Annotated in this window: 18 protein-coding genes; 8 read left to right on the top strand and 10 right to left on the bottom strand. The window is 58.8% G+C overall.

The window, feature by feature from the left end; all coding sequences use genetic code 11:
• Nucleotides 1-23 precede the first annotated feature (23 nt).
• The 3 genes from FMN63_RS04285 to FMN63_RS04275 all read right to left on the bottom strand — a co-directional run bounded on the left by FMN63_RS04285 (nucleotide 24) and on the right by FMN63_RS04275 (nucleotide 4,298).
• A complete protein-coding gene (locus FMN63_RS04285) occupies nucleotides 24-626 on the bottom strand; it encodes a calcium-binding protein (RefSeq protein WP_148582710.1) in 603 nt (200 codons plus the stop codon).
• 532 nt (nucleotides 627-1,158) lie between these two features.
• Nucleotides 1,159-2,553: an HlyD family type I secretion periplasmic adaptor subunit gene (locus FMN63_RS04280; RefSeq protein WP_209000929.1), complete on the bottom strand. Its 1,395-nt coding sequence runs from the start codon at nucleotides 2,551-2,553 to the stop codon at nucleotides 1,159-1,161.
• The gene (locus tag FMN63_RS04275) at nucleotides 2,550-4,298 is read right to left on the bottom strand and encodes a type I secretion system permease/ATPase (RefSeq protein WP_148582709.1); all 1,749 of its coding nucleotides are present in this window, start codon (nucleotides 4,296-4,298) and stop codon (nucleotides 2,550-2,552) included. Before FMN63_RS04275 ends, FMN63_RS04280 begins: the two co-directional genes overlap by 4 nt.
• Before the next feature lie 306 nt (nucleotides 4,299-4,604).
• On the opposite strand from FMN63_RS04275, the gene FMN63_RS04270 reads away from it, so the two are divergent.
• The 4 genes from FMN63_RS04270 to FMN63_RS04255 all read left to right on the top strand — a co-directional run bounded on the left by FMN63_RS04270 (nucleotide 4,605) and on the right by FMN63_RS04255 (nucleotide 10,875).
• Nucleotides 4,605-5,174 carry a MarR family winged helix-turn-helix transcriptional regulator gene (locus tag FMN63_RS04270; RefSeq protein ID WP_162854989.1) on the top strand — a complete coding sequence of 190 codons (570 nt, stop codon included), beginning with the start codon at nucleotides 4,605-4,607 and terminating at the stop codon, nucleotides 5,172-5,174.
• Nucleotides 5,175-5,189: 15 nt separating this feature from the next.
• Nucleotides 5,190-6,455, top strand: a complete 1,266-nt coding sequence (locus FMN63_RS04265) for a glycosyltransferase (protein WP_148582708.1) — start codon at nucleotides 5,190-5,192, stop codon at nucleotides 6,453-6,455.
• Nucleotides 6,456-6,821: 366 nt separating this feature from the next.
• Nucleotides 6,822-8,708 (top strand): sensor histidine kinase, encoded by a 1,887-nt coding sequence (locus FMN63_RS04260; RefSeq protein WP_162529979.1) that lies wholly within the window; start codon nucleotides 6,822-6,824, stop codon nucleotides 8,706-8,708.
• On the top strand, nucleotides 8,683-10,875 hold the full coding sequence (locus tag FMN63_RS04255; protein ID WP_162529978.1) for an EAL domain-containing protein: 2,193 nt from the start codon (nucleotides 8,683-8,685) through the stop codon (nucleotides 10,873-10,875). Before FMN63_RS04260 ends, FMN63_RS04255 begins: the two co-directional genes overlap by 26 nt.
• A 27-nt stretch (nucleotides 10,876-10,902) precedes the next feature.
• Here the strand turns inward: FMN63_RS04255 and FMN63_RS04250 are convergent, their stop codons facing one another.
• Nucleotides 10,903-11,220, bottom strand: a complete 318-nt coding sequence (locus FMN63_RS04250; protein WP_148582705.1) for a hypothetical protein — start codon at nucleotides 11,218-11,220, stop codon at nucleotides 10,903-10,905.
• On the opposite strand from FMN63_RS04250, the gene FMN63_RS04245 reads away from it, so the two are divergent.
• The gene (locus FMN63_RS04245; protein WP_148582704.1) at nucleotides 11,219-13,780 is read left to right on the top strand and encodes a GcvT family protein; all 2,562 of its coding nucleotides are present in this window, start codon (nucleotides 11,219-11,221) and stop codon (nucleotides 13,778-13,780) included. The genes FMN63_RS04250 and FMN63_RS04245 overlap by 2 nt on opposite strands.
• 232 nt (nucleotides 13,781-14,012) lie before the next feature.
• Here FMN63_RS04245 and FMN63_RS04240 read toward each other — a convergent pair whose 3' ends face one another.
• The 5 genes from FMN63_RS04240 to FMN63_RS04220 all read right to left on the bottom strand — a co-directional run bounded on the left by FMN63_RS04240 (nucleotide 14,013) and on the right by FMN63_RS04220 (nucleotide 19,879).
• A complete protein-coding gene (locus FMN63_RS04240; protein ID WP_148582703.1) occupies nucleotides 14,013-15,248 on the bottom strand; it encodes a Tm-1-like ATP-binding domain-containing protein in 1,236 nt (411 codons plus the stop codon).
• An 8-nt stretch (nucleotides 15,249-15,256) separates the two neighbouring features.
• Entirely contained in the window at nucleotides 15,257-16,744 is a 1,488-nt protein-coding gene (locus FMN63_RS04235; RefSeq protein WP_148582731.1) for an aldehyde dehydrogenase, read from the bottom strand.
• 8 nt (nucleotides 16,745-16,752) lie between these two features.
• Nucleotides 16,753-18,273 carry a tripartite tricarboxylate transporter permease gene (locus FMN63_RS04230; RefSeq protein ID WP_148582702.1) on the bottom strand — a complete coding sequence of 507 codons (1,521 nt, stop codon included), beginning with the start codon at nucleotides 18,271-18,273 and terminating at the stop codon, nucleotides 16,753-16,755.
• Between the two features lie 7 nt (nucleotides 18,274-18,280).
• Complete coding sequence (locus tag FMN63_RS04225; RefSeq protein ID WP_162854988.1) at nucleotides 18,281-18,820, bottom strand: tripartite tricarboxylate transporter TctB family protein; 540 nt, start codon at nucleotides 18,818-18,820, stop codon at nucleotides 18,281-18,283.
• 66 nt (nucleotides 18,821-18,886) lie between these two features.
• On the bottom strand, nucleotides 18,887-19,879 hold the full coding sequence (locus FMN63_RS04220; RefSeq protein ID WP_209000928.1) for a tripartite tricarboxylate transporter substrate binding protein: 993 nt from the start codon (nucleotides 19,877-19,879) through the stop codon (nucleotides 18,887-18,889).
• A 212-nt stretch (nucleotides 19,880-20,091) separates the two neighbouring features.
• Between FMN63_RS04220 and FMN63_RS04215 the strand changes: the two genes are divergently transcribed.
• Genes FMN63_RS04215 through FMN63_RS04205 form a run of 3 tightly spaced genes read left to right on the top strand, consistent with a single transcriptional unit; the run spans nucleotide 20,092 to nucleotide 22,898 of the window.
• Complete coding sequence (locus tag FMN63_RS04215) at nucleotides 20,092-20,877, top strand: IclR family transcriptional regulator (RefSeq protein WP_148582700.1); 786 nt, start codon at nucleotides 20,092-20,094, stop codon at nucleotides 20,875-20,877.
• Nucleotides 20,867-21,541 (top strand): HAD-IA family hydrolase, encoded by a 675-nt coding sequence (locus FMN63_RS04210; RefSeq protein WP_148582699.1) that lies wholly within the window; start codon nucleotides 20,867-20,869, stop codon nucleotides 21,539-21,541. The genes FMN63_RS04215 and FMN63_RS04210 overlap by 11 nt, the downstream gene beginning before the upstream one ends.
• Nucleotide 21,542: 1 nt before the next feature.
• Nucleotides 21,543-22,898, top strand: a complete 1,356-nt coding sequence (locus tag FMN63_RS04205) for an aminotransferase class III-fold pyridoxal phosphate-dependent enzyme (RefSeq protein WP_148582698.1) — start codon at nucleotides 21,543-21,545, stop codon at nucleotides 22,896-22,898.
• Nucleotides 22,899-23,010: 112 nt separating this feature from the next.
• Here FMN63_RS04205 and hpaR read toward each other — a convergent pair whose 3' ends face one another.
• Complete coding sequence (gene hpaR, locus FMN63_RS04200) at nucleotides 23,011-23,463, bottom strand: homoprotocatechuate degradation operon regulator HpaR (RefSeq protein WP_148582697.1); 453 nt, start codon at nucleotides 23,461-23,463, stop codon at nucleotides 23,011-23,013.
• Between the last annotated feature and the right edge of the window lie 23 nt (nucleotides 23,464-23,486).

Below are 23,486 nucleotides of genomic sequence, written 5' to 3'. Positions count from 1 at the left end.
CCACGTGCCCGGGTGCGGGATCATCAGGTAACGACGATGTAGCCGTCGGGATTGTCCTGAAGATCGTCGGCATCGACGTTGTTGAGCGTGACGGTGTCGCCGTTGCCGAGATCGATGACGGTGTTGTTGCCAACCTGCGTCGCCCGTGCGGCAACATCGGCGGCGGAGGACACACCGGTTTCGTTGATGTTGGTGGAAATCTGCACCAGGTCGCCGGCCTGGAAATCCATGACGATGTCGTTGCCGCCACCGCCTGTGAACACGAAGACATCGTTGTCGCCGCCGCCGAACATCACGTCATTGCCGGCACCGCCGTCAATGATATCGGAGTCCGCACCGCCGAATATGATATCGCCGCCAGCTCCGCCTTCGATGTAGTCGGACCCCGCACCACCGAAGATGGTGTCACTTCCTTCACCACCCAGAATGACATCTTCGCCACCCTGCCCGAAAAGCTTGTCGGCACCCTCTCCGCCGGCAATGAGGTCACTGCCGCGACCGCCGAAGAGGAAGTCGTCCCCTTCATTGCCGAGCAGAACATCGGATGAGCCCAGTCCGAAAATAAAGTCCTGGGCATTCGTACCTTGCAGGAAATCCTGGAAAGCACTGCCTTCAATCGTGGCCATGTAGCTAACTCCTGAAGTTCGCCTCGTTAAATTGACGCCCCGCGAACCGCGGCACACCGCACTGCACAAACCCCATAATTTTGCAGCGCAAGAAGTACAATACACAATTACCAATCGCTTCAAAGTGAAGAATAGTGAAAAAAATACGGCAATATTTTGAATGACATAAACTAATTCTACTTTTTATTTAATAGTAATTCGAAAATACAATTCTTTTACTTATATTTCATTTCGAAATTCAAAATAAAATCAATGAAACCGGCCGCTCCCTCATAGATTGAAATCCAATTCCTTGGGTTTTTCAGATACTTGAAATCGTCGGAAGTTCGCGGAAAAACACCACTCAACCGGAAAGCCACGAAAAAGCTCGACATAGTCGTTTTGCAACGCAGCATTCGCGCTATAGGTGTAATTTTCCACAGACCATCCGGCTTGCACGTCAGCACCCGCAGACGACGACGGAACCGGTGGGACGGCACTTCGACATTGCCACCACGCCTTATTATTTTTTGGTTGAATGCAAAAAAGCCCGTCAATCTTCCCTGAAAGCGCGGTCCAGGCTCTCGGTAATCGGCTCGAGCAGATACTCCATCGCCTTGCGGGCGCGCCTCACGATCAGGACTTCCGCCGACATGCCCGGGTAAAGAGTCAGGGTGGGATTGTCCTCAAGTTCATCGGCGCGAACCTGCGCACGCACAATGTAGTAGGCTGCCTGCGTCTGCGGATCGACGGTCTGGTCGGCGGCGACATAGGTCACCTCGCCCTCAAGCGGGCTGGTGTCATGCCGGTCGTAGGCAGTCAGACGGATACGCGCTTCTGAGCCGACATGAACGGAATCGATATCATTGAGGTTCATCCGGACCTCGACGAGCATCTTTTCATCGCGCGGGACGATATCCATGATCGCCTTGCCGGGCTCGACCACCCCGCCCGGCGTTCTCATTTCGATGTTGGAGACAATACCGGCCTGGGGAGAATGGACCACCAGCCGGTCGAGCACATCCTTGGAAGAAATGATCTGCTCGTTGGTGACGTTGAGTTCCAACTGCGCGTCAAGGATCTTGCCGGCGATATCGCTCTGCCATTCCTGTTCGGCCTGCAGAAGGGCCACCTCGGCGCCCTGGCGCGCTTTTTCAGCTCGCGCCTTCTGGGCGGCGAGCTCGCCGCCATCGCCGATCATCTGGCTCAGTTCCAGCTGAACCTCGCTGAGGATAGCCTTTGACGTGAACCCCTTTTTCTCCAGACCGCTGAGCGCGCTGACACGCTCCTCCAGCAGCTGGCGCCGATGACCCGTGGCCTCGATCTGAGCCTGATTAGCTTCAATCTGGGCGACATATTGCTCGATCTCTTTCTGCTGAAAGGCAATCTTGCCGCTGTAGACCTGGCGGCGCCTTTCGAACACGCCTCGCTCGGCCGCAACCACTTCCGCAATCAGCGGCGCGTCGCTGTTGCTGATCTCCTTCGGGAACACGACCTCCTCCTCCAGATCCCGCTCCGCCCTGAGGCGGGCAAGCCTCGCCAGGAGGCTCACCCGTTTGGCGTTAAGCTGCGCCAGTTCGGCGCGCGCTCTTGTGTCGTCCAGTTCTACCAGCGGCTGGCCGGCGTCGACATAATCACCTTCCTGAACCAGCAACCGCCGCAGGATGCCCCCTTCCAGATGGCTGATGGTCTTGCGTTTGCTGTCGACGATAACCTTGCCGGTAGCAACCGCAGCACTGTCGAGATCGGCGGTAAATCCCCAAAGCAGAAAGCCGCCAAACCCGATCGAGACGGCCAGAACCGCCGCCAGCAGGGGCTTGCGCAAGCTGGGCGGACGGCTGTCGTCGGCCTTCAGCGCGGCCATCCAATAGGAGTGTCCGGGTTTTGAGGTGCCCCCGGAAGAGGACGAAGTAGCTGGTGGGTCTGCCCGCTCGGAACGCCTGGTCATGCCACTTCTCCGCTTGCCGGCAAGGCACGGGGGGTAGAAGGAGCAGGGAGACGCCTGGAAATGGTGCTGACGACATCCGTGCGGTCGCCGAACTGGCCGATCCGGCCGTCTTCCAGCACCAGGATCTTGTCGGCCGCTTCCATGATCGCCGGACGATGCGCGATGACGATGACGATGGCATCGTCCGCTTTCGCCTGTGAAATGGCCCGCAGCAGGGCAACCTCCCCTTCCGTATCCAGATTGGCATTGGGTTCATCGAGCACGAGCAGACGCGGACGTCCGAACAGGGCCCGCGCAAGGGCCACTCGCTGTTTCTGTCCGCCCGACAGGGTGTAGCGGTTGTCACCGACAGGAGTGTCGTATCCAAGTGGCATCCGGCCGATCATCTCGTGGACACCGGCGGCCCGCGCGGCGTCGATCACCATCTGCGGATCGGCTTCATACATGCGCGAGATATTGTCCCGAACCGTTCCATCCAGAAGCGAAACCGATTGCGGCAGATACCCAACCATCGCTCCGAAGGACGCCCGCTCCCAGAGGTAGGCATTGTGCCCGTCCAGAAAGACACCGCCGGTGGTTGGCTGAAGAACACCGACCAGCAGGCGGGCCAGGGTCGATTTTCCGGCCGCCGACGGTCCGACAATGCCCAGCACATCGCCGGGCTCGAGCTCGAACGAAATCCCCTTGATGACCGGCACAGGCGCATTGGGCGGTGCATAGACCAGCTTGTCCACCTTGAGCGTCCCCTGGCTGGGCGGGGTCGGCACGGTCTGGCGAATGGAAGAATGGTTCTCCAGAACCTCGCGCACCCGGCTCCAGGCGGTTGACGCGAACACCCACTGGCGCCAGTTCTCGGTCAGATTATCGAAAGGGGTCAGCAGGCGCCCCATCAGAATGCTGGCGGCAATCATTGTGCCGGCGGTCACTTCGCCCTTGATGACGAGGTCGGCGCCAAGCGCCAGAACCGCGATCTGCATTCCGAACCGGAGGCTTCGTGTCATCGCATGGATCGCCTTGCCGCGCCGGCTGCCCATGGCCATCAGCTCCGTGGCGTGCAGCTGCCCCTTGCGCCACCGGCGCGTCAGCGCGGGCATCAATCCCATAGCCTCGATGGTCTCCGCATGGCGAAGCGTGGAGGCGATCGTGGCAACATTCTGAAGGTTGGCGGTGCTCGCCTCCTTCAGCAACGAACGTGTCAGCATGTCGGACAAGAGATTGAGCCCAATCAGCGTGACTGCGGAAACAACCGCCAGGAGCCCGTAGAGAGGATGTAGGGCAAACAGTACAAGCAGGAACAGCGGCACCCACATGGCTTCCAGCGGAGCGCTGATGGCGTTGCTGGTGACGAAAGTGCGCAGATCGTTCAGATCCCGCAACACTTCGGAGGCCATGCCGCCCCCCTTTTCCAGCGACGACTTCACCCCCGCCTCGATTGCCGTCAGGTTGAGACGCCGAACCAGTTCACTGCCCATCACCTGAAAGATCTGGCTACGGATGTATTCCAGAATCGCAAACAGGATCAGCCCGCCACAGGCGATGATCAGTAACATTGTCAATGTATCGAGACTCTGACTGTTCAGAACCCGATCATGAACTTGCAGCATAAACAGCGGCACGATCATCTGTAGCAGCGTAATAAAGCCACTTAGGGCCGCTGCCGCCGCGAGGCCGGTTGCAAAGGTGACACGGGCCTCTCTGATGAGGCGGAACGGATCGATTGCATCCGGTGTTGTCTTGTCAGTCATTCAAGATTCTCCGAGACCTCAACCGATAGGTGTGTTCGCACGTGCGAAAAAAAGCGCTTTTTGCCTAGAAAACGACACATCTTTTCCATAGGAATGACGAAAGCATATAGACTAACTGGGTGTATATAGGGACTTTAATTATGGCGATCGATTGACAAAGAGAATAAATGAAAAAACAAAACTAATGAATGCATAAATATGCATAAAAAGGGAGCAGAATAGCAATGAAGTTATTTCGAATTTAGTTCGAAATTAAGTGGGAGTTTGGGGCAAATGCACAAAGTCTTGGAAGATGTGACAAGAGAAATGAACCAACACGTATCACCGGTTGAACCTGTGGTTGAAGAAACCCACACTCATTCAAGTTACGGAGACCGGGAAAAAAGTACGGTCCAGACCTCTCAGGCGAACCATTTCGAACTCGTCCGGGTCATCGAGCGAATGTATCGCCGCTATCTGGATCGCTTGCGTGTCGACCTCATCCGGATTGGTGCGGACGACATCTCCCCCGCCCACGCCATGCTGCTGTTCACCATCGGCGACGACGATCTGTCGGTGCGAGACCTGATGGACCGGGGTCACTACCTCGGGTCGAACGCCTCCTACAGCCTCAAACAACTTGTCCAGTCCGACTACGTCGACCGGACCGCCTCCGCAAGGGACAGGCGATCCGCCCGCATCCGGCTGACGGACAAGGGAAAGACGCTTTGCAGAGCCATCAAGGCTGCCGACGAGGTCAATCAGAACCAGATTGTCCAGTCCGATAAGGACCTGAGAGCTCTTGAGGAAACATTTGCCTTGCTGCGCAGGATGGAAGTCATCTGGGCGACGGACCTTCAACAATCCCCCTTGCGTCTGGACGGCTCCGGTTATTGAACGAAGGTTTGGCGCATGCATATCGTGTTCGTACACCGGCATGGACCCGGTCAGTTCGTTCATCTTGCGCGGCGCCTGATCGCCGATGGCTGGACCGCCACACTGATTTGCGAAACCCTGGACCGGCCGGTGCCCGGGTTGCGTGTGCTGCGCTATCAGAGCAGCCACCATCAGGCAGGTGACCCGAACGCGCGGACTTCGGTTCCCTACATTGAGGCAGGCCGCAAAGTTGCCGACATCCTTCAACGTCTGAGCCTGTCCGGGCGCAAGCCCGACATCGTTATGGGACATATCGGTTGGGGTGGCATGATGTTCGTCAAGGATGCCTTGCCGGACGTGCCTGTGGTCGGATTTTGCGAATATTACTTCCAGCCCCAAGGCGGTGATGCCGGCTTTGCTCCCTCCGACGAGATGACGCTGCAGCAGCGCCAGACAATGAGGCTTCGCAATGCGATCCAGCTCTCCACGCTGGATCAGCTTGATGCCGGCATCAGCCCGACCGCCTGGCAGAAAAGCCGTTATCCCACCGAATATCAGTCAAAGATCATCGTTCAGCACGAAGGTATCGACACGACCCGTGCGCGGCCCGACCCAATGGCCGGGTTCCGTCTGCCGGACGGCAGGTACCTGAGCGCGGGCGACCCCGTGGTGACCTTCGCGGCGCGGGATCTCGAACCCTACCGCGGATTTCCGCAATTCATGCAAACCGCAGCTCAGGTTGCGCACGACAATCCGGATGCCACATTCGTCGTTGCCGGTGGCGATGGTGTCAGCTACGGGCGCGCACCGTCTCGTGGCGACACGTGGCGCGCCCGACTTCTTCAGGAAACCGGCCTGCCGCCTGAGCGGATTCACTTTCTGGGCCAGATCCCGCACAGGGATCTCCTGCATCTGTTTCAGGTATCGGCAGCCCATGTCTATCTGACCTACCCGTTCGTGCTGTCCTGGTCGTTTCTCGAGGCCATGGCGTGCGAGGCGCCGGTCATAGCGTCCAAAACCCCGCCGGTGCAGGAAGTGATCCGCGACGGCGTCAATGGCAGACTGGTCGATTTCTGGGATACCGGAACCATCGCGGCGGAGGTTTGCGCGGCATTGCGGGCACCGGCAGAGCGGCAAGCCATGCGCGAGGCTGCCCGCCGCACCGTTGTTTCAAGATATGAACTGTCTGGCTGTGTCCTGCGTCTTCAGGCGCTGCTCAGCAAGCTTGCCAGTCGGCCGGCACAGCCACTCACGGCGCCTCCCGGGCCGAATACCGGTAGTCACACGCCAGGCCCGCACTGAAACCGCGTGTCAGGGTGGCCGCCCGCAACAGCACCCAAACTAGAACCGCAGATCTTCGCCACCGTCCAAATGACGCTCTTCGGACGGCCTGCCAACGGCTGCTCATTTCTACAATCCCGAATGTGAGTGTGTTTGATCACCAGGTGGTCTCAAACCCGCGTTTCCGGCGCCTCCCACCATCGCCCGAAGACTCCCCTTGAATAAATACTATAGTAAAAAACAACAATATTAATATTGGCAATAAAATAGAGAAATAATAAATCCTGCTCGTCTATTTTATTCTACGAAATTAATCAATTTTTCGTCGATATGATTGATCATCACAGGAATTACAACTCAGGCAACACGGGGAATCTAAAGAGCTCCATGGCCTATACCTTGGTCACTTTTAACAGAACCAGGTTCTTTCTAACCAGGTTTCTGGTGGCTGCCGCGCTCCTGTTTGTCATTCTCCAGACCTCGTTTTTCATGTCGGAGAAGTCGCACTTCGAGGAGCGCCGGGCGTCGATACTGGCTGCATTGGAACGCTCGGAAACCATCATCCAATCCCAACTGTCCGCATTCGCGACGGATCTTCGCATTCTGTCACACGACGACCGGCTGCTCGACTTTGCCATCGGAAATGCGGACATGTACCAGCCGACCGCTCGGGATTTCATGACTTTTGTCGAAGAAAAGCCTTCCATCGCGCAACTCCGTATCATCAGCGGCGACGGCCAGGAAATCATTCGAGTTGAACGGAAAAACGGGCACCTGCTAGAGGTTCCGCAAGAAAGTCTGCAGAAAAAATCCAGCAGATACTATTTCACCGAGGCATTGAAGCTGAAGACGGGGCAAATCTATTTTTCCCCTATCGACCTGAACATTGAAAACGGCCAGATCGAAACGCCCTGGCGACCAGTTCTGCGTCTGGCGACGCCACTGCCGGCTGACGAAACTGGCAAGCGCAGTGTTCTCGTCATGAACATCAACGCGGAAAAATTGCTGAATGATGTGATCGATACGCAAGCCGTCACCGCGAGCCCCGTTCAACTGGCAAACATGGATGGTTACTGGCTGCGGGGAGCGCCTGAAGCAAAACTTTGGGGTTTCATGTTCGGACGGGAAACCCGTTTGAGCGTGGAAAATCCAAGGCTCTGGTCCAGGATCTCTCGGCACGGTGACGGCGAAGTTGAGCAAGACGGGGTCTATTACGTCTTTCGCACGATCTTTAAGGGAAGTTTTGCGCCGTCCCTGGCCGGGCATATATCGCCATCGTTCAGAAATGTATCTCTGGTCGCTTTCTCCAAGCTCCCGTCGCCGACAATCGCAGGCAGCTGGAACATCGCTTCGGTGATGCTCACGGCGGTGCTGACGGCCATCCTCGCTGTGATCTGCTTCAGCTGGGCACGGACTGCCGAAGCACGTCACCTCGCAATGCAAGACAAGGAGGCAGCGCAGTCGGAAATGGTGCGCCGGGAACGCCTGGCAAGCCTTGGAGGCCTTGTGGCCGGGATCGCCCACGAACTGAACACTCCGATCGGCAGCGCCGTGCTGATCGGCAGCACCCTCTCCAGCCGCGTTGCGGAATTTCTGGAGACCATCAAATCCGGCAAGATCCACCGGTCCGACCTACAGATGTTTGAAAATGATCTCGATTCCGGCATGGCAATTCTGTTGCGCAATCTCGAAAGAGCTGCCGATCTCATCGGTCACTTCAAGCAGGTGGCCATAGACCAGAGCAGTGAACGGCTGCGGGAATTCGAACTCAGCAACTGTGTTCAGGATGTGCTGGCAAGCATCTCGCCGCAAATCCGTGGCAGGAAGATCGTCATCGTTCCGAAGATTGATCCAGGCCTCACCCTCGTTTCCTTTCCCGGCGCCTTGGCACAGGTGCTCATCAATCTCATTACGAATGCACAGATACATGCCTTTGACGAAGGCCAGTCAGGCCAGATCACGATTATCGGCAAGGCTGCCGGTCGTGACGAGATCGAGCTTGTTGTTGCCGACAACGGGCGCGGCATACCCCAAGATTTGAAGCAACTGGTATTCGAACAGTTCTTCACCACCAAGCTCGCTTCCGGGGGCAACGGCCTGGGCTTGAGTATTGTTCGCAACATCGTCGAATCCATTCTGGGAGGGACTGTCTCAGCCTCCAATACACAGGGCGGTGGCGCGACGCTGACAATCCGTTTCCCGAGAGTCTCCCCATTTGGCGCGGCAGACAATGCACAGGAAAAAGACTATGTCGAACCTCAAAAAGCAGCCTGACGGCGTCCTGGTCGAAGTGGTGGAAGAGCGCTCGTCAGTCCGCTCGAGCCACACCGCAACGCCCTGGAAGATCCTCATTGTCGATGACGACAAGGACGTGCATGAGGCAACCCTCTACGCCTTGACGAACGAGACGTTTTTCGGCCGGCCAATCGAATTGTTACATGCCTATTCCGCAGCCGAAGCCCGCGCCAGAATGGCCGAGTTCGATAACATCGCCCTGGCAATCATAGATGTTGTCATGGAAAATCAGACAGCGGGCCTGGATCTGATCCACGACATGCGCAATGCCGGTCTTGAGGAGATGCGGATTATCCTGCGAACCGGGCAGCCTGGCGTGGCGCCCGAGCTTTCCGTCGTTGCCCGTTACGACATCGATGACTATCGCACCAAAACGGAGCTGAGCCGCAATCACCTGATCACCGTCGTTACCTCCTGCCTTCGCACCTACAGTCAATATCGCGCGATCAATTCAAGCCGCAAAGGCCTCGAAATGATCATCAAGAGCACCCAACAGCTGTTCAAGCCGACCAATCTGGAGATGTTTGCCTGGGGCATCCTGCTCCAGGTCGCCACGTTGGCAAAAACCAGCCCAAAGGGCTTCGTCTGCGCCTGGCAGACCGACAGCTCTGTGCTGGAAAGTGAGGTGCTCTGTGCCGCCGGCCCGTTTCTGCACTTTTCAGGCAGACGCGTCAGCGATGTCCTCGATCAGGCGATCCTCGATAATCTGAGCTCTCTTCACGACCAGGAGGGTCCCGTACTGTCCGGAAACCACCTGTTCCTTTCGATCAGCAACAGGTCGCGCCGGAAACTCGTCGCGGTGATCGAGCTTGACGGCCCGGTCACGGAAACCGACATGTCGCTGGTGAAACTCTACTGCGGCAACATCAAGATTGCCTTCGACAATATCTCGCTTGTCGAGCGTCTGGACGAACTGGCCTTTCTCGACACCACGCTTCAGGTTCCCAACCTGAACGCCTTCTACCGGTCCTTCGAAGCCTGCCTGAAACGGACAAAAACGCCTTTGGGCCTGGGGCTGATCCAGATCGACCGCTTCGACGAATTGGTCGCCGATCACGGTCTCCACCTGGCACTGGAATGCCTGCGCCAGATGCATGCGACGCTGTCACGGCTCAACGGCCTGGAAATCGTGGCCCGGGTTGGGGATGGCACGCTTGCCATTCTGGGGGATCCTGATCAGCTCTCCAGTGACGATCTCCAGAATTTTCTGCAACAAAGCTACATGATCGAGGGCGTTGAAATCGCCCCGCTGTGCCGGATGCTCTTTCGCAATCTCGACAAGAGCGAAACCCTTCCTCTCGAAATCCTCCGCGAAGCCGTGGCTGCCCTGCTTCATGAACGGGCTGCGGGCGTTGGCAAGGTCACCTACTACGATCAGAAGTTACGGTCTGATATTGAACGGCAGAACAAACTGAAGTGTGCCTTGAAAAAAGCTGTCGAACAGCATGACGGCATCCTTGTCTACATGCAGCCCAAGATCGACCTTGAAAGCAAAGTCTGCATTGGCGCGGAAGCCCTCGTGCGCTGGCAAAATGGCGGTGAAATGATCATGCCGGGGGAATTCATCCCTATCTCGGAATCGATCGGCACAACGGCCGCCCTGACCGATATCGTCGTGCAGAAATCCGCTGAATGGTTCAAGGCGGGAATGCGCAAAGAAGGGGTCAAGATCTCGATCAATCTGTCCATGTACGACCTCAACCTGCCAGGATTTGCCAGAAGGCTTTTGCGAACCATCGAAAAGACAGGCCTGCCTGCGGAAACCTTCGAGTTCGAGGTGACCGAGGGAATCGCCATGAAAAACCAGGGCACCGCGATATCGCAGCTTGAGATGTTGCGAGAGGCGGGCGGCACCATCGCGCTCGATGACTTCGGAACCGGATATTCCTCGCTGTCGCAGCTACAAGACCTGCCCGTTGATGTTCTGAAAATCGACCGCAGCTTTGTCGACAATCTGACCATGGACAACGCCCGGCGCAGCATGGCGGCAATCATTTTGTCGACCACGAAGACGCTGGACCTGCAATGCGTCGCCGAAGGCATCGAAACCCCCGAACAGGAACAGGCTCTGACACTTCTCGGCTGCACCATCGGGCAAGGATACCTTTATGGAAAGCCGTGCCCCATCGAGGTCTTTTCCTTCTGAAGATCGGGACAGGGAACCGCGACGGCGCTATCCGGGAAACGCCGTGGCGAACAGTTGACCGGCGGATCCGCACCAGCGACTCGCGTTCAATAAATCGTGAACTCGCCTGGCGCGGATTTCCATGCCCGGCAACGCGCGCGCTTGCGTTTTTTTCGGCCGTTCGCCCACCAGGCGAAACCGTGATTTGCGCCCGCGTGTCGTGGCGATAATGCCCCATGACGCAATTACGCTATTTTGCCTTTCGATCAGTCGCGATACTGCCGCCAGGAAACGGACCTTCGTTGCAGGCGCACGGACCGGAAGCAGAGCGATTGCGTTCCGGTCGATGGAAAAGGAATGAGACATGTCAGCATTTCCTGACAAGGCACAGATCGTCATCGTCGGCCTCGGCGGTATTGTCGGCGCGTCGATCGCCCATCACCTCATTGAACGCGGCTGGACCGACATTGTCGGCATCGACAAGTCCGGCATTCCGACCGATATCGGCTCGACAGCCCACGCCTCCGACTTCTGCTACACCACCAGCCACGACTATCTGTCCGTCTGGACCACCCAGTATTCCATCGACTTCTTCGACAAGATGGGACACTACGCCCGCGTCGGTGGCCTGGAAGTCGCACGCACAGGCGACGATGCCTGGATGGAGGAAATCAAGCGCAAGGTGACCTCGGGCAAGGCTTTCGGCACCAATGTGCGCCTGGTGAGCCCGGCGGAGATCAAGGAAAAGTTCCCGCTGATCGAAGAGGACATGGTCCAGGGCGGCATGTGGGATCCGGATGCCGGCCTTGTCATTCCGCGCTCGCAGACTGTTGCCGGCAAGCTCGTCGATGAAGGCGAGAAAACCGGCAAGCTGAAGGCTTTCGCCAACACCCCGGCACAGTCCCTCATTGTTGAGGACGGCCACATCAAGGGTGTGAAGACCCATCGCGGCACGATCATGGCCGATCATGTCATCGTTTGCGCCGGTCTCTGGGGCCGCCTGATTGCCGAAATGGTCGGCGAAGACCTGCCGGTGATGCCGGTCGACCACCCGCTGACCTTCTTCGGCCCGTACAATGAATTCGAAGGCACTGGCAAGGACATCGGCTATCCGCTGATGCGTGACCAGGGCAACTCCGCCTACATGCGCGACACCGGCGATCCCAAGACGGCCGAAGGCGGCCAGATCGAATGGGGATATTACGAGCCGAACCATCCGCGCATGTGCCACCCGCGCGATCTTCTGGAAAAGGATCAGGCCCGCCTGTCTCCCTCCCAGCGCGATCTGGAAATGGAACAGGTCATGGAGCCTCTGGAACGCGCCATGGAACTGACGCCGATCCTGGGCGAAATCGGATATAACGAAAGCCATTCCTTCAACGGCCTGCTGCAGGTGTCGGCCGCAGGCGGCCCGTCCTGCGGGGAAAGCCAGAAGGTGCGTGGCCTGTGGTACTGCGTCGCCATCTGGGTCAAGGACGGACCGGGCTACGGCAAGCTCCTCGCTGACTGGATCACCGATGGCCGGACCGAAATCGACCACGCGTCCATCGATTATTCGCGCTTCTATTCTCATCAGCTCACCGAGAAATACATTGAGGACCGCTGCTACGAAGCCGCGCAGAAAATCTATTTCCCGGCGGTTCACCCGCGTGAGCCCTACCTGACAAGCCGCAGCGTGAAGCGGTCGCCGTTCTATGACCGTGAGGTTGAACTCGGCGGTTACTTCATGGAGCTGGGCGGCTGGGAGCGCGCGCATGGGTATGCCGCCAACGAGCACCTGCTGGAAAAATACGGCGACCAGGTTCCGGTCCGCGAAAACGAATGGGACAGCCGCCATTTCTGGCGTGTCTCCAACGCTGAACAGCTCGAACTCAGTGAAAACTGCGGCATCATCAACCTGTCGCACTTCTACATGTTCGACGTCGAAGGCCCGGACCATGAGGCCCTGCTGGAATGGCTGTGTGCCGCGAAGATCGGCGGCGATGCCAACATCGGCAAGGGGATCTACACCCACTTCCTCGATGACGAAGGCAATGTGCGTGCCGACCTCACCGTCTTCCGTATGGCAGACCGCTGCCGCATCGTTGACGGTGCAGACGCCGGCCCGCGTGACTATCAATATGTGAAACGCATCGCCGAGGACAAAGGCTTCGACGTCACGGTGACCGACGTCAGCGAGCAATACACCACCATCGGCATCTGGGGTCCGAACGCCCGCGAAAACCTGAAGAAGGTCGTTTCCGATCCGGCTGCGCTCGATCCGGAAAACTTCCCCTTCGCAGGTATCCGCCAGATCGAGATCGCCGGCAAATCCGTGATGGCTCTCCGCCTGTCCTACGTCGGTGAACAGGGCTGGGAACTGCACATGAAGTACGAAGACGGTCTGGCGGTCTGGGATGCGCTGCGCTCCACAGGTGTCATCGCCGTCGGTGTCGAAACCTATGCCAACTCGCGCCGCATGGAAAAATCCCTGCGCCTGCAGAACGCTGACCTCCTGACCCAGTACAACCTCTATGAGGCCGATCTGGCCCGTCCGAAGGTCAAGGAAGCAGACTTCCGCGGCAAGGCCAAGCACGTCGAATATCGGGAACGCGACAAGCAGCCGGCCATGCTCTGCACGCTGGTGATGCTTGAAAACACCGATGCAAACGGCGTCAAGCGCTACCCGGTCGGCGCCATGCCGGTTCAGGATCCGGACACGGGCAAGACGCTGGTCGATAGCCTGGGCCGTATTTCCTACACCACCTCGGTCGCCTTCGGCCCGACCATCGGCAAGAACATCGCACTTGCCTACCTGCCGCAGGAATACTGCCAGGTCGGCCGCAAGCTGAACGTCGAGTATTTCTCGGAAACCTACCCGGTGGAAGTCGCCGGTGTCGGCTATCAGCCACTCTACGACCCGGAAAACCTGAAGCCGCGGTCCTGATGAACAAGGCCCGTGACAGGCAAAGGCGTGTCACGGGCTGTCAACAGATCAAAAGAACAAGCAAAGCCCCATCTCCCTCCCCAAAAGCGCCGCCAGGGCAAAACGCGTTTTATCGGACTCGTTTTTCGCTGCCTGAAATCAGAGATTTCACCGCAAAAAGCGATGCGGGATTTTCCGGTAAACGCGAGACGCCCTTACCGGCGCTTTTCCTTTTGTGGCGAGTGCGGGAGCCTTAAGCGCTCGGCACGACAATTCCCTCGCTGACCCATCTGTCGAAGACGCCAAGCGCTGCCTCCGCAAAGGCCTGGTCATTGATGTGGGCTGACACCTCGCTCATATCGACACGGCCAGGAAAGACCGTCCTGACTTCGTCGATAAAGGCTTCAAGGCCCTCGGGATCATGCGCTTCCTCGCCTTCCCTGTCCCAGGCTTCGATACCACCAAGCGGCAGCAGGAAATGGGTTGGCCCTGTGGCCGCTTCCAGCCGATCGGCAAGCGCGTTCGCCCATTGGCGGCGCTCTTGCGGATTGAAGACGGAACTCTTGATCAGGCGATTGTGCTCGTGAAACGGCCTGTCGGTGTATTGCGCCGGGATTTCCTGCCAGCCTGCAAAGTCCACCAGATCGAGCGCGCCCGGCGCCACGATCTGGGGCGTGCCCTGCCTGCCTGCATTCTGCAGCCTGTCAGGCCCGCTGCTGACCAGTGACCCAGCCAGCAGGTTGCCGAATTCCTGCAGGCAGAAATCCATGACGCAGCAGAAGGCCCCTTCCCGCGCAAGGCTCTCGAAAGCCATGCCGCCCATGCCGGTGGAATGGAAGACGGCCACTTCGTAGCCGCGCCGTTCGAGCGCCGGTTTCAGCAGTTTCATATAGGAAAGACAACTGGAGCCGAGTGATGTCATTCCGATCAGCGGCTTTGAGCGATCCGGCATCTGCGCAGCCTTTGCCGCTCCCAGAACCGCGCCTGCGGCCTGCGCCAGCGACGACTTGCAGATTTCATTGAGGCCATAAAGGCCACCAGCCCACAAGATCATCTGGATATCGGGTGCCAGCCGCTCCGGCGGGATCAGCGACGAGAAGCTGACCGTGGAGACGATGAATTTCGGCACGCCCATGGGCAGCGCTTGCGCGCAATCGAGCGCCAGATCCGTTCCCATGGTTCCGCCGAGCGCAATCATGCCGTCAATGCGGCCCTGCGCATAAAGGTCAGCAACCAGTTTTGCTGCCCCCCGCGCCATCACCTGAAAAGCCTTGTTCTCATCGCCTTGCCCGAACACGTCCTCGATGGACATGCCGCCCGCCTCGGCAACCTCATGCTTGGAAATGCCGGTCGGCCTGGCCGGATTGCCCAGCACGCTGACATCCATCGTCAGCACCTCGCCGCCCTGATCTCGAATGGTCTGCTCGATGAACTCCAGTTCGGCATTCTTGGTGTCGTAGGTCCCGATGGACAGGATCGTTTTGGTCATGTCTATCCTCAGAGCTGGATCCAGGCGGTTTTCAGGTCGACATACTTGTCGAGTGCGTGCAGCGACTTGTCATGCCCATTGCCGGACTGCTTCATGCCGCCAAGCGGGACGGTCATATCCGAACCGCCATAGGTGTTCACATGAATGACGCCGGACCGGACACCGGCAATCATCCGGTGCGCCCGGCCGAGATCGGATGTCCATACACCTGCAGCAAGACCGTATTCGGTGCCGTTGGCGATCCGGATCGCGTCTTCCTCGTCCTTGAAGGCAGTTACAGCCAGCACGGGCCCGAACACTTCCTTCTGCGCAATCGTGTCTTGCGGTTTGACACCGGCCACGACGGTGGGCGCCATGTAATAACCGCCGGTCTCCTTCAGGATGCGCGCGCCTCCTGTGCGGCGCTCCGCGCCTTCGGTTTCCGCGGTCTCCACGAATTTCAGATCGGCTTCCAGCTGGGGCAGCGAATGCACTGCGCCGATCTGGCTGGAAAGGTCCAGCGGATCGCCCACCTTGAAAGCCTCCGCCTCCCGGCAGATCGCGGCAACGAAATCATCGTGGATTTCCTCCTGCACCAGAAGGCGCGACCCGGCGACACACACCTGACCGGAATTGCGGAAGATCCCCGCTGCGGACACCTTGGCGGCTTTCGCCAGATCAGCTGCATCGTTGAAGACGATGTTGGGGGACTTGCCACCCAGTTCCAGATAGCAGCGTTTCAGGTTGGATCTGGCGGAATATTCCAGAAGCCGGCGCCCGGTCGCACCGGACCCGGTAAAGACCAGAATATCGACATCCATCGACAGGGCCAAAGCCTCGCCGACAACCGCACCCGGTCCGGTCACGACGTTGAAGACGCCGTCCGGAACCCCTGCCTCAGATGCCAGTTCGGCAATCCTGAGCAGGCTGAGCGAGGCTGTTTCCGCCGGCTTCAGCACGATGGAATTTCCCATGGCGAGCGCCGGGGCAATTTTCCAGGCTCCGATCATCAGCGGAAAATTCCAGGGAACGATGGCCCCCACCACACCCACAGGCGCCCGGTGGATGAGCCCCAGCACATTGTCCGCAGTCGGCGCGATCTCGCCATAGATCTTGTCGAGCGCTTCAGCGTAATAGCGGAAAGTTCCGGCCGCGGACAAAGCCTCGGCCTTGAAGGCCATGTTGATCTCGGTGCCGTTATCGCGCACGCCGAGAACGGCAAGCTCAAGCGCTTTCGCCTCGATCAGGTCGGCCAGCTTCAGCAGAACCTTCTTGCGATGGGCCGGGGCGGCTTTTGACCAGCGGCCATCCTCGAACGCCTTGCGCGCGCCCTCAACGGCAAGTGCCACATCGGCGGGTGTTCCGCTTGCGATCTTCGTCAGCGGCTTTCCGTCGATGGGAGAAAGTACCTCCAGCGTTGCCCCGTCCCGGGACGCGGCAAAGGCACCGTTTATGAAATGCCCCTGCTCGGCAACGGGTTGGTTGCGCAAGGCATCGATTGCGGCCTGATCAAGCATCATGAATGTTACCCTTGCTGGGTTGAGGTTTCGGAGGTGTCCTCTTCACGTTCCAGCCGCACCTTGTGTTCGCGTATGACCGTGCGCACGTGCAGGACGAGAATGAGAATGATGGCGATGAAGAGGATGGCGGCGATCGGCCGGTCGATGAAGTCGAGCGGCGAATGCACCCGCGCCATGGCGCTGCGAAGCTTCACTTCCATGATGCCGCCAAGCACCATGCCCAGGATGATCGGCACGATGGGCAGGTTGAGCCGCTTCAGCACCAGACCAAAGACGCCGAAACCGGCGGCAATCGCGCAGTCGGTCACCGAGTTGCGCAGCGAGAAGACGCCGACGAAGGACAGCGTCATGATCATCACGCCCAGGAACCGCGTCGGGATCTGGATGATCTTGAGCAGCAGCCCCGTGGAGGACAGGAGGAAGATCAGAACAATGATGTTCAGAAGGAACAGGGCGAGATAAAGCGCGACCACAAAGTCGAGCTTCCCCTGGAACAACTGTGGTCCGGGGATGACATTATGGACATAGAACACGGACAGCATCATGGCCGTCAGCGCTTCTCCCGGAATGCCGAGCGCAAGCAGCGGGATCATCGCCGCACCGGGCACCGCGTTGTTGGCAGCCTCCGATGCGATCAGACCCTCCGGCGAGCCTTTGCCAAAAAGGTCCGGGTCCTTGGAGGTCTTCTGGGCATAGGTATAGGAAAGGAACTGGGCCGTGAATTCGCCCACGCCCGGGATCATGCCCATGAGCACGCCAAAGCTTGACGAAACGGTTGCCACCCGCTTGAACGCGAACAGCTCCCTGAGCCCGGAAAAGAGATTGCCGTCGACCTTGGCAGATCCGGGTTGATGCTCCTTGTCGACCAGCAGCAGCAATGCCTGCGAGATCGCAAAGAGACCGAGCACCACCACAATCAGATCGACCCCCGAGGTCAGCCAGCTCTGGTCGAATGTGAAACGCTTGGTGTATTTGGCGGGCTCCAGCCCGATCGTGTTCAGGAAGATGCCGAAACAGGCCAGCATGCCGGCAGCAAAGACCTGCCCCCGGTGCGCCACCACCACCAGGATGATACCCATCAGGGCAGCCAGGAAGATCTCTCGGCTGCCGAAATGCGGTGCGATCATCGCCAGAACCGGCGAAAGCACGATCAGGCACAGGATCGAAAACATGCCGCCGAAAAAGGACGCCGAATAGGCAAGCGACAGCGCCCGGTGCCCTTGCCCCTTCTTGGTCATGGGGTAACCGTCATAGGTGGTCAACGCGTTGACCGCCGTTCCCGGTGTGTTGATCAGCACCGCCGGAATGGCACCGCCATACATGGAAGAGCCATAGACGCCGAGCAGCAGCGTCAACCCGACGATCGGCTCGAAGGAAAAGGTCGCCGGCAGCAGGATCGCGATGGCAACCGCCGCCCCGACACCGGGAATCGCGCCAATGATGACACCACCGATGGAGCCGATCAGCAGAGCAGCAAGAACGTCCCAATGGGCAAGCATGGACAGGCTGGAGAGGATCAGTTCCATTCTTGCCTCACAGATAGGTCAGGGCAAAGGCGCGGATGCCGTCAGGCAGCGCCTCGTAGATATGACCGGCGGGAACCTTGACCTGCAAGAAGGCCCGGAAGATCACCACCACCGAAATACTGAAAACAACCGCCGCGCCCAGATTGAGAGGTGTCGCCTCGCCGATCCGCACACACAGGAACAAGGTGAAGGCAAGCGTTGCCGGCAGATAGCCGATTTGCGGCACCAGGAGCACGTAGATCAGGAAATAGGCCACGAACTCAAACGACTTCAGCCAGAAGCCGACTTCGCGCCATCGCCCCGGAATGCGCTGGGAACAGAGCGACCCGATGAAATGCAGACTGGCAAACAACACCATGCCGCCGATGGCAACGGTCGGCCAGAACCTTGGTTGAGCGAACCATTTGGTGCGCTTGGCCCAGACGGTTTCGCCGGGAACCTGCGTCAGAAGAAACACGGAAAATACCAGAAACAGGGTCGCAAACACGATGTCGCCTGGACGGCGGTACCGTTTGAACAATTCCTGCAACGTCTTGATGCGGGCCAAGCCGAACCCTCCCTGGAAGCTGAAGGCAACCGGCCGGCACAAACAGTGCCGGCCGGAAAGATCGCTTTACTGTTCGATCAGCTCGGAGATCTTCTGGAGAGCCGCGGCATCCGCCTCGATCTGCTGCTCGGACTGAACCGGATCCTGCCAGTAGATCAGCACACCGGTCTGACCGATCAATTCAAGCGCTTTTGGCGACTTGAGCGCGGCCTGCGCGGCTGCGGATATCTTGATCCGCGCGTCTTCCGGAACGTCCTTGCGTACGAACAGCCCGTTCCACAAAGCCACCGATAGCTCAGGATTGATTTCCTGCATGGTCGGCACATTCGGTGTCAGGGATGTGCGTTCCTTGCCGATGCTGGCCAGGATCTTCACGTCCCCCAGGCACGGCTGGATCTGCTGCAGCGTCGTATTGATGACGTCGACATCTCCAGAGGCCAGCGTGTTGCAGTTCAATTCGTCAAAGGCCGCTTCGCTGGCAAAGTCGAAGCCGGACGTCTTGGCGGCTGCAAAGGTGATCTGGGTGGGCGGCAGGAAGGAGCCGAAATGACCGAGGGCAACCTCATTTTCCTTGGCATAGTCAGCCAGTTCGGCCCAGGTGCTGTAAGGCGCGTCGGCACCGGCTGCGATCACGAACGGATAGGTCATGAAAATGCCGATCGGCTCGAACGGGTTCGGTGAAAGCTCGGGAATGCCAATCTGCGGACCGCCAACTGGCACGTCGGTGACGAAGGAGCCAACCGTGTAGCCGTCAGCCGGAGCCGTTGCGACTTCGACCGCACCGGGGAACGGGCCACCGCCGCCGCCCGGCTTGTTCACCACTGCAGCCGGCACGCCGTACATTTCCTGAAACTTGTCCGCGATCAGGCGGGTCAGGACATCTTCCAGGTCTCCCGGAGGCCACGGCACGATGAACGACACGGGCTTTTCCGGATATTCGGCCAGAGCGGCCGTTGCCGACATCAATGTCGCGGCCGCCAGGGCGATCACTTGCTTCTTCATTTCAACAGTCCCTTTTCTGGTCAGGTGACAGCCGGACTTTGCGCCGGTCTTGGTCATTTTTTATTTGCTTTGTTAATTATTGTGATCTTAAATAATTAGATGTCAACCTTCAATCGAAGCGCTGACGCTTTTGCTCACCTCGCGAACTGGTTCAAATATCAAACCATCGGTTTAAAAATATATTGTTTCAAATGAAACTACATGTCAACATTGTCTCGTCGAATGCCGGAGGTTCAATCCGGCACCTGCGGGAAAGGAAATGCTGAAGCATGGGCACGATCACAAAAGCGCTGAGCCTGCTGAACCACTTTTCGGCAAGCCGCTCGGAAATCGGCCTGACCGAATTCCGCAACCTGTCGGGCCAGGACAAGGCAACCGTGCACCGGCACCTGAGCGAACTGACGGCGAACGGTTTTCTGGAGCAGAACCCCGGCACCAAAGGCTACCGCCTCGGCCCCGCCATCCTGCGCCTGGCCGCTGTCCGCGAGCGCCTGTTTCCTGCACGCCGGCTGGTCGCACCGCTGGTGGAAAAACTGGCAGGAGAGCTGGGAGAGCTGGTGCATGTTTCGTTGAGAGAAGGCGACCACCTGTCGCCGCTCTACCATTTCGACGCGCTCATTCACGGCACGCGGGTCTATTTCGACGAAGCCGAACTGCTGCCTCTTCACGCCACAGCTTCAGGTCTTGCCATGCTGGCCTTTGGCCCGACAGATCTGCTGCCGAAACTCCTGAAGACAAAACTCAAGCCCTCCACCGGCCACACCATTACCGACAGCGAGCTGCTGAAACAGACGGTCGATCAGGTTCGAAACGACGGCATTGCCTTTGTCGATCAGGGGTTTGAAGAACACGTTTCTTCCTTCGCTTCCCCGGTCTTCGGCGACTTGCCAGAAGCCATCGGCACCATTGCGGTCGCCGCTCCCTCCGTCCGCATGACCGACGAATTGAAAGCAAAGATCCGTGCCACCCTGCCACTCGCGGCAACGGAAGTGACGGAAAAGCTCGGCGGTGTTGTTCCAGTCGATTTGAGAAGGATCTGGCGCAATGCCGCATGACACCAAAGCTCTGGTGCTCGATTTCGGCGGGGTTGTCACCCGCACGCTGTTCGAGACCCACGACCTGACCGAACAAGCCCTCGGGCTCGCCCCAGGCACACTCACCTGGCGTGGTCCGTTCGAACCGGAAACGGACAGTCTCTGGCAGGCCATGCAGCGGGACCAAATTTCCGAGCGTGACTACTGGCACCGGCGCACGCAGGAGGTTGCCGAGCTGACTGGCAACAGCTGGACGAAAATGGCCGAATTCGTGAAGGCTGCGCGCGGCGCTGATCCGGATGCCGTCATGCGGGCGGAAGCGCTCGCCGCCATCCGCCTCGCCAAACAGGCGGGCTGCAAGCTTGCTGTCCTGTCCAATGAGCTGGACCTCTTCTACGGCGCGGACTTCAGAAAAAAGCTCACCTTTCTGGATGATTTCGACGTCATCGTCGACGCGACCTACACCGGAATTCTGAAACCTGACCCGCGCGCCTACCAGTTGTGCCTGGATGAACTCGGCCTGCCCGCGTCCGCCTGCGTCTTCGTCGACGATCAGTTGCGCAATATTCGCGGTGCAGAGGCAGCCGGCCTCCAGACGGTCCACTTCAACGTTCTTTCCCCCCGATCCTCATATGACCAGGCGCTGTCACTGCTCGGCCTGACCAAATTACCCAAGGAGACATGACATGAAGGATTCCAACTTCCTGAAGGAAAACAACGCCCGCCATGTCTGGCATCCGATGGCGCACCCAGCGGACAGCCAGAACAACCTGCCGACGATCGTGACCGGCGGCCGCGACGTTTTCATCACCGATGTTGACGGTCACGAAGTCCTCGATGCCGTCGGCGGGCTGTGGAACGTCAACCTGGGCTATTCCTGCGAACCGGTGAAACAGGCCATTGCCGACCAGTTGAACGCCCTGCCCTATTATTCGATCTTCCGCGGCACTTCGAACGACAAGGTGATCGAACTCTCCTACGAACTGGCCGATTTCTTCGGCCCGGATGGGCTGACACGCGCCTTCTTCACGTCCGGTGGATCGGATTCGGTCGAAGTCGCCCTCAAGCTCGCTCGCCAGTATCACCGCATTCGCGGCGAAGCCGGCCGCACCAAGTTCCTCAGCCTGAAGAAAGGCTATCACGGCACCCATTTCGGCGGCGCCAGCGTCAACGGCAACGGCAAGTTCCGCAATGCCTATGAGCCGCTGCTGCCTGGCTGCTTCCACATTCCCGCGCCATACACCTACCGCAATCCGTTCAACGAGAGCGATCCGGCCAAGCTCGCCCAGCTTTGTGCCTCTGCCCTTGAAGACGAGATCGCCTTCCAAGGCGCCGGCACCATTGCCGCCTTCATCATGGAACCCGTGCTCGGCGCCGGCGGCGTCATGCCACCGCACCCGAGCTTCATGCCGATGGTGCGCGAGATCTGCGACCGCAACGGCATCCTGCTGATCTCCGACGAAGTCATCACCGCCTTCGGCCGCACCGGCAGCGAAAGCGGCGCGCGTCACTGGGGCGTTCAGCCGGACTTCATGTGCACGGCAAAAGCCATCACCAACGGTTACTTTCCGTTCGGCGCGGTGATGATCGCCGGCCATGTGGCAGAGGTCTTCGAAAAGGACACCAGTGGCATCGCTTCCATCGACACCGGCTACACCTATTCGGGCCACCCTGTCGGTGCCGCAGCTGCCCTGGCCGCCCTTGCTGAAATCCGCCGCCTGAAAGTGCATGAAAACGCCGCTGCGCGCGGCAAGGAACTGCTTGGTGGCCTGAAGGGTCTGCAGGAACGCTTCGAGCTGATCGGCGATGTGCGCGGCGAAGGCCTGATGTGTGCCATCGAACTCGTCTCCGACCGTGCCAGCAAGAAGCCTTGCGCGAAGGACGTGCCGATGAAACTCCAGCAGGCCGCCTATGCGGACGGTGTCATGATCCGCGTCTCGGGCAACAACGCCATCTTCTCACCGCCGCTGATCGTAACCGAGGACAATGTGCAGAAGATCCTTTCGGGTGTCGAAACCGGCCTGAAGGCGGTTTCCGGCTAATTGCCGCAGAGGCGTCCTCAAACGCTCACTGTGACGGGGCGGTCACTGTCACTCGCAGTCCAGAACCCGGAGCCTATGCGCTCCGGGTGCCTGGCAGCGATGCGCCCGGCCTTCAAAGCTTCTGGAAATCCTCCAGAATGTCCAGCAGTTGGGCCAGCTTCTCCTTGCCGATCACCTCTTCGATACGGGCTGCAATGGCCTTGGCGTCCTGAAGCTTGTCATCAATGATCGCCTGCCCGGCCGGTGTAATCGCAACCGTCTGCTTGCGCCGGTCCTTCTCGTCCACCTGACGGGTCACAAATCCCTTTTCCAGAAGTGTCTGAACGATTCTCGTCTGACTGGGCAGCAGCAGGCAGGCGCGCTCCGCCAGGGTTGAAGCATCCTGGGGTCCAAACTCTTCCAGCACCCGCAAGATGCGCCACTGCTGCTCGGTGATGCCGCAGTCGGAGAGCATTTCCCGGATCGGCCCCATGACCTTTTCCCGCGCCCGGATCAGCGCAATCGGGATGGAGCGTCTTGTGGACGGCAGCACGGGGCTACCTGCGATTTCAGTGTCGTCGGTCATGCAAGGTCCATAGCGAATTGGCA

It is taken from the genome of Stappia sp. BW2, assembly GCF_008107695.1.
Lineage (GTDB): Bacteria > Pseudomonadota > Alphaproteobacteria > Rhizobiales > Stappiaceae > Roseibium.
This window is presented reverse-complemented; position numbering and strand designations above follow the sequence as displayed.